We start from the raw sequence: 12,558 nt of genomic DNA on the forward strand, positions 1-12,558 counted from the left end.
AGGCGCGCTACAGCGCGCCTACCCGCGAGGCGCCGCGAAAGGAGTCGCGCAGATAGCCGAGCGTGGCATCGGCATCGGCCGGCTTGCCGAACAGATAACCCTGCCCGCCCGCGCAACCGAACTCGATGAGCCGCTTGGCCTGCGCCTCCTCCTCGATGCCCTCGGCCACCACGTCCATCCCGAGGCCCTCGCACATGGCAAGGATCGCCCGGATGATATGTTCGGACGGCCGGTCCTCGAGGATCGAGGAGACGAAGGCGCGGTCGATCTTGAGCTTGTCGAAGTGGAATTCGCGCAGGCGCCCCAGCGACGACTGGCCGGTGCCGAAATCGTCGAGCGAGACGCGGATGCCACAGCGGCGCAGGTCGCTGACGATCTTCTCGGCCGAGGCCGGGTCGGTCATCAGGCCGGTTTCGGTGATCTCGATCTCGAGCCGGCGCGGATCAAAGCCGGTGCGCTTGAGGATCGCCAGGATGTGCAGGCCGGTGTTCTGGTCGACGAGCTGCGACGGCGACAGGTTGAACGACAGGAACAGGTCCTGCGGCCAGCTACGGGCGGCCTCGGTGGCCTTGCGCAGCACCAGTTGCGACAGCGGGCCGATGATGCCGCGTTCCTCGGCGATGGGGATGAACACCGCCGGCGAGACAAGGCCGAGATCTGGGTCGGTCCAGCGCGCCAGCGTCTCAAAGCCGATGGTCTTGCGGGTCTTGAGGTCGACGATGGGCTGGAAATGCGGCTCCACCTCGCCGGCCGACACGGCGCGGCGCAGCGCCTGCTCGATGCGGGTGACGCGCTTGGCCGCCTCCTCCATCTCGCGCGTGTAGACCACGACGCGGCCGCGGCCGGAGCGCTTTGCCTGGTAAAGCGCGGTTTCGGCCTTGCTGAGCAGGATTTCAGTGGTTTCGTCGCCCGAATAGAACAGCGAGCAGCCGACCGAGGCGGACAGGCGCGCGGTGCGCTCGCCGACGTCATAGGGCGCCGACAGGATCTCAATCAGCATCTTGGCCTTTTCGGTGGCCGCTTCTTCCGAGAATACCATCGGGTAGAGGAAGGCGAACTCGTCGGCGCCGATGCGGGCAACGGTCGCCTGGCCGTCCATGGCGGCGCGCAGGCGCATTCCCACCTGGATCAGGATGTCGTCGCCGGCGCGATAGCCGAACAGGTCGTTGATGGGCTTGAAGCCGTCGAGGTCGAGAATGCCGACGGCAAAGGGCGCCGGGTCGTCGGCGCGGTCGCTGATGAGGCGGTCGACCTTGTCGAAGAAGCGCCGGTGGTTACCGAGCCCGGTCAGCGGATCGGTAAAGGCAAGATCGTTGTTTTCGTTGACTGACCGGCTCATGCCAAATGGCGCCTGCATCACGCTATTCCTATGCTCTTCCCCGTAGTTTGGGGAATGTTGCAGAAAAAGCGTTTAGGAAAGGTATCGGGAAACTAATTTTCACCGGCTAAATGCCTGCCCCAGGGGAAGGGCGCGAACGGAGCGTCACTTGTCCAGCCTCACCCGATAGAGCTCGAGCGGTTGACCATCGCTTTCCGGCATCGGCTCAAGCCATGCCGGCACGGCGCCGCCCATCAGATCGGCCATGAGGCCGTCCGGCGCCCATTTCGCAAGCGCCCGGCTTTCGTCATTGCCCCGGCAAAGCGCGACCAGGCCGACGCCATTTGCCTCCGCGATCTGCCGAGCCTGTTCCGACGTGCCCATGAAGGCATCGAGCGCGATCAGGTTGCCCTGGATGTTGCGATGATAGGGACCGGCAAAAACCCGGTGGCGACTAAAGGCCAGGATCGGCGACCCCAGATTGGAGACGGCAAGCACCGTGGCGTCCGGCTGCACGGCAAGCACGGCGTAATCCTCCTTGCGCTGGCAATCCAACGCAGTTTCTTGCGAGCCAGCAGCCTGTTGGGATTTGCCTGTGAGGGCCATGGTCGCCGCACCCGCAACGCCACTCCAAACCACATTCACCGAGACCAGCCAGACGGCAACCATGGCCGCCGTGGCACGGAAAGAGGGATTGGCCTCCGCACGGGAGCGCCAGCTTGCGATCCAGGCGGACAGCGGGATCACGGCAAGGGTGATCGAGAAGGTGGAGCCGCGCACCTGCCAGACGCTGACCAGGAAGGCGACAATCAGCACCGCCCCGACCAGCCAGTCCTGTCGCCGCCAGTCTTCGCCGCGAAGACGGCTCAGCAGCCAGAGGATGCCGAGAAGCGGCGTGACATAGCGCGCTATGGCAACGGCGGGTTGCTGCGTGAGAAGCCAAAACAGCGAGCGCGCCTCCTCGATGTGATCGAGCCAGTTTTCCTTCAGGCGCGGATCGAGCTCGGCATAGGGAGCCGCAAGGCACTGCGGAAAGGCCACGACCGCGACAAGCGCCAAGAAAGCACCGAGCAGACCGAGCGCGGCGAGCCTCCGCCCGAACGTGCCCCAGACAAATCGGCTTGACGCCACGCCCGCCAGCCCGAGTCCCGCCAGCATGGCCAGCACGAAATGAACCACGGAAAAGGCATCGCACTGCACCTCGCGCCAGCCGGATGCCGGGATCGTCGTGAAGAAGACAAACGCCGAAACGCCGGCAAACCCCAGGCCGAAATTTCGCGCGACGAGCCTTTCGCCATCATGGTTGAAGAGGAAAAGGCCGGCCACGCAGACGCCGAGCACGGCGACAAAAGGCGCAGTCTCCATGCCAACCGCCAGCATGAGTGCAGCGCAGATGCCGGAAAACAGTGAAGCGGCAGCGTTGCCCGGCGAGATCAGGAGCAAGTAGAGGCTGGCGAGCGTGAGCAGAAGCTGGACGTTGTGATGATCGAGCGATCCCGGCGTGAAGATGCCGATGAAATGCAGCGCGGCAGCGCCGATGATCGCCGCCGGCAGGACCGCCCTCTCCCCACCAAACAGACGCGCGCTGCGCAGGATGAAGAACAGGATGAGGCCGAAAAGCAAGCTCGGCCAGGCGACCTCTGCGACCGCCTCGGCCAAAGCCATGCTTCCGCCCACCGCCGATACGGCAAGGATGATGGCGACGATGGGTGCATCGACGAAGCGCGACCAGTGCATGACGAAGCCGCCCTGCGCCCCCATCCGGTATTGGTGGAGATCGAACCAGCCCTGCCCGCCAAGCAGATCGCGCACCTCGACCAGGCGCAGAAGATTGTCATTGTCGCCGCCGAGATCCGGCAGCGTCCTGAAGCCGGACACGGCGTGGACCAGAAGGACGACGAGCATTGCCAACAGAGCCAGGAGCGCATCGGCGTTGCGGGTCGAAATAACAGCGTCTTTCCTCGGCAGCATTACTTCGGCCTCAAATGAAATCGCGTCGGATACTTAAACCTAGCCTTAACGGCTTCAATAAATAGTAAAACGGCCGGTCGACAGGGACGCACGCCCGGGAAATTGCGCGCTGCACTCGGAGAAATCTCATGCAACAGCCCCATGACCTGACCGTTGCGGTTCTTCTGCCCTGCTACAATGAGGAAAAGACCATCGGCGAGGTTGTGCGGCGCTTTCGCGAGACGCTGCCGGCGGCGACGATCTATGTCTACGACAACAATTCGAGCGACCTGACCGCTCTCAAGGCACGCGCATCCGGCGCGATCGTCGTGCGCGAGCCGCGGCAGGGCAAGGGCAATGTGGTGCGCCGCATGTTCGCCGACATAGACGCCGACATCTATTTGATGGCCGACGGCGACGGCACCTATGCCCCGGAGGATGCGCCACAGCTGATCAACACGCTCCTGACCGAGCGCTGCGATATGGTCGTGGGCACGCGCCGCGGCATTGTCGAAGACGCCGGCCGCGCCGGCCATGCCTTCGGCAACCGGATATTCAACAGCCTCTACAAACGGCTCTTCGGCCGTGACTTCACCGACATATTTTCCGGCTATCGCGCCTTTACGCGGCGCTTTGTGAAGAGCTTTCCCGCCGTTTCCGGCGGCTTCGAGATCGAGACGGAAATGTCGGTGCACGCCTCGCAGCTCAAGCTGCCGGTGTGCGAGATTGCGCTGGACTACGGCCGCCGCCCGGAAGGCTCGACCTCAAAACTGTCGACCTATCGTGACGGCGCGAAAATCCTCTGGATGTTTGCCATGCTGATGAAGGAGACGCAGCCTCCGCGCTTCTTCGGCGCGATCTCCGCCCTCTTCCTGGCTTCGGGCCTCGTGCTGATGACGCCGGTGCTGATCGAGTATTTCGAGACCGGCCTCGTTCCCCGCCTCCCGACCTGGGTGCTTTCCGTGGCGTTGGTGCTGCTGTCGATGCTGATGGCGGTGGCCGGACTGATACTGGACTCGGTGTCGCGCGGCCGGGCGGAACAGAAGCGCATTTTCTATCTCAGCATGGGCTCGGCGTATTTCCGCCGGCCGGAACGGCTGCCCGTCGCCGAAAGCGATGTCAGAGCGGAGGCGGCTTCCAGGGCAGCCTGAATAAGCTCGTTCTCTTCATTTCCACCGGCGGCATCGGCTTCGCTGCCGATACCACGGCACCTGCGACGCTGGTCTTCGACAAATGAATTCTTCGCTGTGCCAGGCGGGCGTCGGGATTGGCAGCGCGGCTTCCAGCCTATACATGCGCTGCTATAGTGCCCTCACGCCTAGCCGCCGGAGACCCGCATGCCGCTCAATATCGCCATCCAGATGGACCACATCGCGACGATTTCGATCGCCGGCGACACCTCCTTTGCGCTCGCGCTGGAAGCGCAACGCCGCGGCCACCGGCTGTTTCACTACACGCCCGACCGGCTTTCCATGCGCGACAACAGGGTTTTCGCCTGGCTGGAAGAGCTGCAGGTGCGCGACGAGAAGGGCAACCACTTTACGCTCGGCGAACCGGTGCGCACCGAGTTGACCGAGATGGACGTGGTGCTGCTGCGCCAGGACCCGCCCTTCGACATGAACTACATCACCACCACGCACATCCTCGAGCGCGTCCATCCCAAGACGCTGGTGGTCAACGACCCGGCCTGGGTGCGCAACAGCCCGGAAAAGATTTTCGTCACTGAATTCCCGGACCTGATGCCCGAAACGCTGATCACCAAGGATCCGCTCGAGGTGGCCGCGTTCCGGCGCGAATTCGGCGACATCATCGTCAAGCCGCTCTACGGCAATGGCGGCGCCGGCATCTTCCACCTGCATGAGGCCGACCGCAACCTTGCCGCGCTGCTCGAGATGTTCGGCCAGATGTTCCGCGAGCCCTTCATCGTGCAGCGCTATCTCAAGGACGTGCGCAAGGGCGACAAGCGCATCATCCTGATCGACGGCGAGCCGGTGGGTGCCATCAACCGCGTGCCGGCCGAGCACGATTCCCGCTCCAACATGCATGTAGGCGGCCGCGCCGAGAAGACCGAGCTGACCACCCGCGAGCGCGAAATCTGCGCCCGCATCGGGCCGTCGCTCAAGGAGCGCGGTTTTGTGCTGGTCGGCATCGACGTGATCGGCGACTACCTCACCGAAATCAACGTGACCTCGCCCACCGGCGTGCGCGAGGTGAAGCGCTTCGGCGGCGCCGATATCGCCGCCGTCTTCTGGGACGCGGTGGAAGACAAGCGGCGCTGAACCTAGTCTCTACTTCAGGCGGCCCGGAGTTCCTTGCCGGGGCCGCCGATGTTCCAGGCCTGCAACCTGGCTCAACCGGGCTGCAACCCGAACGACCATTTCGTTCCCTACTTGTTCTTGCTTTACCCTGAAATCTATGCTTGTGTGACCTTACGTCATTTGCAAGCCACGATTGGGGTATGGTCGGCGGGCAGGCTGGGGGATGGCATGGTTTCGCGCGTGCGCACCGTTGCGTTTCAGGGCATCGAGGCCGTTCCGGTCGACGTGCAGGTCATGGTCGCGCCCGGCAAGGTCGGCATGCACATCGTCGGGCTTGCCGACAAGGCGGTGGCCGAGAGCCGTGAACGTGTGCAGGCCGCGCTGCACGCCTCAGGCCTGTCGATGCCGCCCAAGAAGGTCACCGTCAATCTCGCCCCTGCCGACCTGCCCAAGGAAGGCAGCCACTACGATCTGCCGATCGCGCTCGGGCTGATGGCGGCGCTGGGCGCCATCCCGGGCGACGCGCTCGGCGGTTATGTCGTGCTCGGCGAATTATCGCTCGACGGGACGATCGCGGCAGTGGCCGGCGCCCTGCCGGCGGCGATTGGCGCCAATTCCGAAGGCAAGGGCCTCATCTGCCCCGCGGCCTCCGGCCCGGAGGCGGCCTGGGCCGGCTCGGAGATCGACATCCTGGCGCCGCGCAGCCTGATCGCCGTCGCCAACCATTTTCGCGGCACGCAGGTTCTGGCGCGACCCGAGGCCAGCATCCACAAGCCCGCCTCCGACCTGCCCGATCTCGCTGACATCAAGGGCCAGGAGAGCGCCAGGCGCGCGTTGGAAGTGGCGGCGGCCGGCGGCCACAATCTCTTGATGGTCGGACCACCGGGATCCGGAAAATCCATGCTGGCGCAGCGCCTGCCCTCAATACTGCCACCGCTGGCGCCGAAGGAGCTGCTCGAAGTTTCCATGGTCGCGTCGATCGCAGGCGAACTCGCCGGCGGGCGACTGACCGATCGACGGCCATTTCGCGCGCCGCACCACTCGGCCTCCATGGCCGCCATGGTGGGTGGCGGGCTGCGGGTGAGGCCTGGTGAGGTCTCGCTTGCGCATAATGGCGTTCTGTTCCTCGACGAACTGCCCGAATTCTCGCCGCAGGTGCTCGACTCGCTGCGGCAGCCCATCGAAACTGGCGAATGCGTGATCGCGCGCGCCAACCACCGGGTCAGCTATCCCGCGCGCATCCAACTGATTGCGGCGATGAATCCGTGCCGCTGCGGCATGGCTGGCGAGCCCGGCTATCGCTGCGCACGCGGGCCCCGCTGCCAGGCGGACTACCAGGCGCGGATTTCCGGGCCGCTGCTCGACCGCATCGATTTGCGCATCGAGGTCCCGGCCGTTTCGGCAAGCGACCTGATCCAGCCCGGTAAGGCTGAAAGCAGCGCGACGGTGGCAGCACGGGTGGCAATCGCACGCGCCATCCAGCAGGAGCGCTATGCGCGCGTCGGATCGATGGCGACCAATGCCCACTGCACGACATCGCTGATCGAAAAGATCGCCGCACCCGATGCCGCGGGGCTGGCGCTGCTGCGCGACGCCAGCGAAAAGCTCGGCTTTTCGGCCCGCGCCTATCACCGCGTGCTGAAGGTCGCGCGCACGCTTGCCGATCTCGACGGCAGCGACAGCGTGGGGCGCATCCATCTCGCCGAGGCGATCTCCTATCGGATCGTGGGCGACCGGCTGGCGCAGGCGGCGTGAAGGTAGGCGGACAAGGACGCCGGGGAAGTTGCCCGTCGGCTTTTGCGTCGAGCAAGTGCTGCGAGCGCGTTAAGGGCGTTCCGGATAGATTCAATTCACACCGGTTCCGCCGAATGGCCGATCGGCCACGTTGGACCGTGTCGCCGTAGAACTAGGAGAGATGAGCGGCAGAAAAACGCGCGGCCAGCAACGTGAGACGGCACGCGTCCTGCCTGGGTGAGTCAGTTTCATAGTTTGGCGCGCAGCGCCGAGGTCACGCTACGTGTTGTCTCTATGTCCTCGACCCTAAGACTTCCCGACGAACTGTTGTCCACGCAGGCGCATGGCTGCGCTCAATCGCGGTTCACGAGGGCCGACGGTGCCAAAACCAGTCTGCCCTTCCGCTCCGCTACTTAACAGAGCTGACGAGCGGAGCCTGGCCTTCGCGTATGGTGACCCAGTGGCCGGTGTGGTCGGTCGCCTGCCGCTTGAGGAAGGTATAACCCGTCTCGTACCACTGCCGCACGGAGTCGTTCAGGTTGTCGAGAATGAAATCGCCCTGGTCGGTGCGCACGGTGAGAACGGCATGGCCTTCCCCGTCGGGCTTGCGCACCACGGTGATCAGCAGGTTGGCCAGCGAAATGCCGTCATGCATCAGCTCGCGGCGCTTTTCGAGCGCATAGTCCTCGCAATCGCCGTAGCCATTGTCCGGATAGGCCCAGTACTCTTCCTGGCCGTAGTTCTCGAGATCGCTCATCGGCTTGACGGCGGTGTTCACATGGAGATTGACATCCATGACCATCTTCCAAAGCGCTTTGGTCATATGCTCGGGGCCTTTGTCGATCGGCCGGATCGCGCATTCGTCCCGAAATCTCTTGCAGAAGTCGTAATGGCCGATCGGCTGCGAAGTCAGGCCACCAGTGACCATCGCCGCGCCGCCAAGGGCGTGCCCTGATGCCGGTAGCGCACCGATCAATAGCGCAATTATCGAGGCCGCACGCCTGCGCGTGCGCCATGCTTTTGGTGAGGAATTCATCCCCTATCCCGCGTGCCCAATGAATTATTATTAACGAAAGGTTAACGGCCGTGGGTAGGTAATGTCAATTCCGAGGGGGGCACCGATTGCGGTTATGGTTACCAGAGGGCGGTGCGTAGCGACGATTCTGCAACAGATCGGCAGAGCCGCCAGAAGCGTGACCGAAACGGCCACGACCTGAAAAGCGTCGATTTTACAGTTAGTTATCGCTTCTGATATGCCTGTCCGGGCACGCGCATCGGCGTGCCCGGAGGAAGCTTGGCGGCTTTAGGTTTTTGCCGAGCGGACGAGCCGGGGTTTTGGCCTGACCCGGTTCTCTTTTCCATGCCGGTTAATGAATTCGACGATGCGCGGCGCGATTTCGGCACGGAAGCGCGAGCCGTTAAACACGCCATAATGCCCGACCTGCGGCTGCATGTAGTGCTGGCGCATGGCAGCTGGAATGTTGACGCAAAGGTCGTGCGCGGCCTCGGTCTGGCCGAGACCGGAGATGTCGTCGTTCTCGCCCTCGACGGTCAGCAGCGCCACATTGCGGATGGCGGCCGGATCGACCGGCACGCCGCGATGGGTCATCTTGCCCTTGGGCAACGCATGCTTGACGAACACCGTCTCGACCGTCTGCAGATAGAACTCGGCGGTCAAATCCATCACCGCCAGATATTCGTCATAGAAGTCGCGGTGCTTCTCGGCGCCGTCGCCATCGTTCTTCACCAGATGCATGAAGAAGTCCTTGTGGGCGATGATGTGCCGGTCGAGATTCATGCTCATGAAGCCCGAAAGCTGCAAAAACCCCGGATAGACGTCGCGCGAATAGCCGGGCGCGGGCCACGGCACCTGCATGACGACATTGTCGCGGAACCATTCGGTGCCCTTTTCCTCGGCCAGGAGGTTGACGGCCGTGGGGTTGCGCCGCGTGTCGATGGGCCCGCCCATCAGGGTCATGCTTGCCGGCGCGAAACGATCGCCGCGCGCTTCCATGATGGCGGCCGCGGCAAGCACGGGCACCGAGGGCTGGCAAACGCCCATGACATGCGTGTCCGGCCCCAGCGCATGCAGCATCTCGATGACGTAGTCGATATAGTCGTCGAGGTCGAACTTTCCGTCCGAAACCGGCACCATGCGGGCGTCGGCCCAATCGGTGATGTAGACGTCGGCGTGAGGCAACATCGCCTCAACCGTGCCGCGCAGCAGGGTCGCATAATGGCCCGACATCGGCGCAACGATCAGCAGCTTGGGGTCGGGCCGGCGGGCGGCGGGCAGGTCGCGCTCGAAATGCAGCAGGTTGCAGAAGGGGCGCGACCAGGCGACCTTCTCGGTGACCGCTACGACATCGCCGTCGACCGTCGTCTGCGGCAGGCCGAAGGCTGGCTTGCCATAACGGCGCGTGGTGCGCTCGAACAGTTCGGCAGTGGCGGCTATGGACCTGCCCCAGGGGGTTTTCGCGGCCGGATTGAGTGGATTGGAATAGAACATCCTCACCGCATCCGCATAGGCCCGGGCGGGCTGGAGCGCGGCGTGGTTCATCTCGTAAAACTGGTAGAACATCGAATGCCTTCTCCGGCTCTAACGCTATTGAGCCGGTCGGGAGTCCGCTTCAAGTGACCGCAGCGTAGCGTGATTTTGCTGCGGCGCAATATGTCATGCCACGCAACATATACTCATACTTTGGTCCAAAGATTGACAATCCGTTGTCGTCAGACGGCATCGGCGCGGCAATTCCTTGTGCATTGCAACAATTTTTGCGGCGATCGTTCCACCGGGATGGCGTCACATGCCTTCCACCAGAACGATCTCGCCGTCGGCGTATTTCTGGCGGATGGCGCTGGCGGCCTGGTACTCGGGCGAGTTGTAGCAGTTGTGGGCAACTTCGAGCGAAGGGAACTCGATGATCACGTTGCGCGCGCGGCCTGGGCCTTCCACGGCCTCATAGGCACCGCCGCGGGCGAGGAAATTGGCACCGAAGCGATCGAAGGCCAGTTTCGCGGCAGCGACATAGTCCTTGTAGCCCTCGGGATCGCGAATATCGACACGCGCGATCCAATATCCCTTCGCCATGAATTCCTCCTCCATTGGTGTTGTGCGTCCTTCGAGGCTCCCCTTCGCAAGCTCAGGGTCGCACCTCAGGATGAGGACCCCGGGCGCCAACGGTCCTCAACCTGAGGCGCTCGCCCATGAGGCGAGCCTCGAAGCACGCACGACAAATCTATGCCGTGCCCATTTCCTGCAAGATAGCCTGCGCCGCCGCCCGTCTGTCAACCGCGCCGACGATGGGGCGCGCGACCACGAGATGGCTGGAGCCGTTGCGCAGGGCATCGGCCGGCGTCACTACGCGCTTCTGGTCGCCATGCTCGGCGCCGGCGGGGCGAATGCCGGGCGTCACCACCGCAAGCTCCGGCCCGACGACCTTGCGCACAGCACTTGCTTCCGCAGCCGAGCAGACGATGCCGCCCATGCCGGCGGCAAGCGCCTGTTCGGAACGGCGCAGCACCAGCGTGTGCGGGTCGTATTCATAGCCGGCATCGATCATGTCCTGCGCGTCCATCGAGGTCAGGACGGTGACGCCGAGCAGGCAGAGGTCACTTCCCCGGGCGGCTTCGACGGCTGCGCGCATCGCCTTGGGATAGGCATGCAGGGTCAGCATCGACACGCCCATCTTGACGATGTTCTCGACGCCCTTGGCGACGGTGTTGTCGATGTCGAGCAGCTTCATGTCGAGGAACACCTTTGTGCCCCCGCTTGCCAGTTCGCGGGCGAAATCGAGCCCGCCGGCGAAGGCGAGCTGATAGCCTATCTTGTAGAAGGAGGTGACCCCGTCGAGCTCGCGCACCACGGCCTCGGCTTCCTTCACCGTCGGCACGTCGAGGCCAACGATCAGGCGGTCGCGCATCATAGTTGCCATGGTCAGATCTCCACTCGCGTCGACAGCATCCGGGCGCGCTCGATCAGCGTGCTTGCGACCTTTTCCATGGCATGACGCAGTCGTTCCTCTTTGAACTGGCCGTTCTCATCGAAGGCCTCGCTAACGTGAGGCACCGAGCATTGCGGCGTGATGATCTCGACCTGGCAGTTCATCAGCACCGAGCGCAGGTGATAGAGGCCTCGCACGCCGCCGAGATTGCCGTCGGAGGAGGAGCACAGCGCCGCCACCTTGCCGGAATAGGGGTGGAAGGGCTTGCCGCCCTCCTTGTGGATGCGGCTGACCCAGTCGATGGCGTTCTTGAGCAGCGGCGGGATCGAGGAATTGTATTCCGGGCTGGCGATGAGGAAGCCGTCATGCGCCGCGATCTGATGCCCGAGCCTGAAGGCATTCTCGGGAATGCCTTCTTCTTTTTCCAGATCCTGATCCATAATCGGAAGCGGATAGTCGGCCAGCGATATGCGGGTGACTTCGGCGCCCTGCAGCGCAAGTTCCCGCTGGGCGGTGTCGGCGGTCCTGATGCTATAGGCACCTGTGCGGAGCGATCCGGCAAAAACGAGGATTCGGACGGTCATCGGCATCTCCTGTTCGCCTTGGGGTATAGGCGAACTGGCGTCCGAATCAACCGGTCGATCGGGTTTGGTTCTCGCTCAGGCGTTGCCGGCGCGTCGGTAGATCCAGAGCTGGGCCGGCGGGATGTTGCGGATGACGAAGTCGAAATGCTCGACCGTATATTCTCCGCGCCGCGCCGGAACCGGCGAAAGCGGCCCATAGGTGATCTGGATGACCGGCCGGCCGACCGGCAGTCGGTCCAGTACGCCGTTGATATAGTCCACCCGCTTGCTGGTCGGAAAGTTGAGCAGCGGCACGGCGGAAATGGCGCAGTCGAAGGTGAGGCTGGCGTATTCGCCGAGCGTCCGTTCGAGGTCAAAGGCATCGCCCTGGATGACGTTCACACCCGGATAGACGCGGCGCACATGCTCGGCGAACTCGGCGGAATATTCGACGGCGAAAAGGTTCTGCGGGGCAATGCCACGCGCCAGGATGGCGCGGGTGACGACACCGGTGCCCGGTCCCAGTTCGAGAACCGGGAGGCCGGAGGCCGGATTGGCGACCGATGCCATGCGCCTTGCGGTGATGGAGCTTGTCGGGACGATGGAGCCGACGGCCTTTGGCTTGTCGATCCATCCCTTGAAGAAGCGCAACTCGTCGTCGAACCTCATGGCGAGCGACTTACGCAATCCAGATCCAGTAGCCATCGGCATCGTCTCCTGCGTCTCGCCCCCGAGCAGCCTTACCTAGCGTTAGCCGGTCGGCATTCGCAAGGTAAAATAGGGCCCCGCAG

General features: G+C 63.7%; 11 protein-coding genes. 3 read left to right on the forward strand and 8 right to left on the reverse strand.

Translation table 11 applies throughout. The annotated features are described in order from the left end of the window. Positions 1–7 precede the first annotated feature (7 nt). On the reverse strand, positions 8–1,357 hold the full coding sequence (locus M2281_RS09275; RefSeq protein ID WP_280820767.1) for a putative bifunctional diguanylate cyclase/phosphodiesterase: 1,350 nt from the start codon (positions 1,355–1,357) through the stop codon (positions 8–10). A 126-nt stretch (positions 1,358–1,483) separates the two neighbouring features. Further along, positions 1,484–3,289, reverse strand: a complete 1,806-nt coding sequence (locus tag M2281_RS09280; protein WP_280820768.1) for a GtrA family protein — start codon at positions 3,287–3,289, stop codon at positions 1,484–1,486. A gap of 128 nt (positions 3,290–3,417) precedes the next feature. On the opposite strand from M2281_RS09280, the gene M2281_RS09285 reads away from it, so the two are divergent. The 3 genes from M2281_RS09285 (at position 3,418) to M2281_RS09295 (ending at position 7,281) form a co-directional block, all read left to right on the forward strand. Beyond that, positions 3,418–4,419 carry a glycosyltransferase gene (locus M2281_RS09285; protein WP_280820769.1) on the forward strand — a complete coding sequence of 334 codons (1,002 nt, stop codon included), beginning with the start codon at positions 3,418–3,420 and terminating at the stop codon, positions 4,417–4,419. A 186-nt stretch (positions 4,420–4,605) separates the two neighbouring features. Next, on the forward strand, positions 4,606–5,547 hold the full coding sequence (gene gshB / locus M2281_RS09290; RefSeq protein ID WP_280820770.1) for a glutathione synthase: 942 nt from the start codon (positions 4,606–4,608) through the stop codon (positions 5,545–5,547). A 207-nt stretch (positions 5,548–5,754) separates the two neighbouring features. Then, positions 5,755–7,281 (forward strand): YifB family Mg chelatase-like AAA ATPase, encoded by a 1,527-nt coding sequence (locus M2281_RS09295; RefSeq protein ID WP_280820771.1) that lies wholly within the window; start codon positions 5,755–5,757, stop codon positions 7,279–7,281. A gap of 388 nt (positions 7,282–7,669) precedes the next feature. On the opposite strand, the gene M2281_RS09300 is transcribed toward M2281_RS09295, so the two are convergent. The 6 genes from M2281_RS09300 to pmtA all read right to left on the reverse strand — a co-directional run bounded on the left by M2281_RS09300 (position 7,670) and on the right by pmtA (position 12,472). Continuing rightward, the gene (locus M2281_RS09300) at positions 7,670–8,296 is read right to left on the reverse strand and encodes a transglutaminase-like cysteine peptidase (protein WP_280820772.1); all 627 of its coding nucleotides are present in this window, start codon (positions 8,294–8,296) and stop codon (positions 7,670–7,672) included. Between the two features lie 267 nt (positions 8,297–8,563). Next, a complete protein-coding gene (locus tag M2281_RS09305) occupies positions 8,564–9,841 on the reverse strand; it encodes a polyhydroxyalkanoate depolymerase (protein ID WP_280820773.1) in 1,278 nt (425 codons plus the stop codon). 222 nt (positions 9,842–10,063) lie between these two features. Beyond that, positions 10,064–10,351, reverse strand: a complete 288-nt coding sequence (locus M2281_RS09310) for a DUF1330 domain-containing protein (RefSeq protein WP_280820774.1) — start codon at positions 10,349–10,351, stop codon at positions 10,064–10,066. Between the two features lie 148 nt (positions 10,352–10,499). Then, positions 10,500–11,195 (reverse strand): orotidine-5'-phosphate decarboxylase, encoded by a 696-nt coding sequence (pyrF, locus tag M2281_RS09315; protein WP_280820775.1) that lies wholly within the window; start codon positions 11,193–11,195, stop codon positions 10,500–10,502. 2 nt (positions 11,196–11,197) lie between these two features. Next, positions 11,198–11,794 carry an NADPH-dependent FMN reductase gene (locus M2281_RS09320; RefSeq protein ID WP_280820776.1) on the reverse strand — a complete coding sequence of 199 codons (597 nt, stop codon included), beginning with the start codon at positions 11,792–11,794 and terminating at the stop codon, positions 11,198–11,200. Positions 11,795–11,863: 69 nt separating this feature from the next. Next, entirely contained in the window at positions 11,864–12,472 is a 609-nt protein-coding gene (gene pmtA / locus M2281_RS09325; RefSeq protein WP_280820777.1) for a phospholipid N-methyltransferase PmtA, read from the reverse strand. Positions 12,473–12,558 lie beyond the last annotated feature (86 nt).

The sequence above is a fragment of the Pseudaminobacter soli (ex Li et al. 2025) genome, from assembly GCF_029892515.1.
GTDB lineage: Bacteria > Pseudomonadota > Alphaproteobacteria > Rhizobiales > Rhizobiaceae > Pseudaminobacter > Pseudaminobacter soli_A.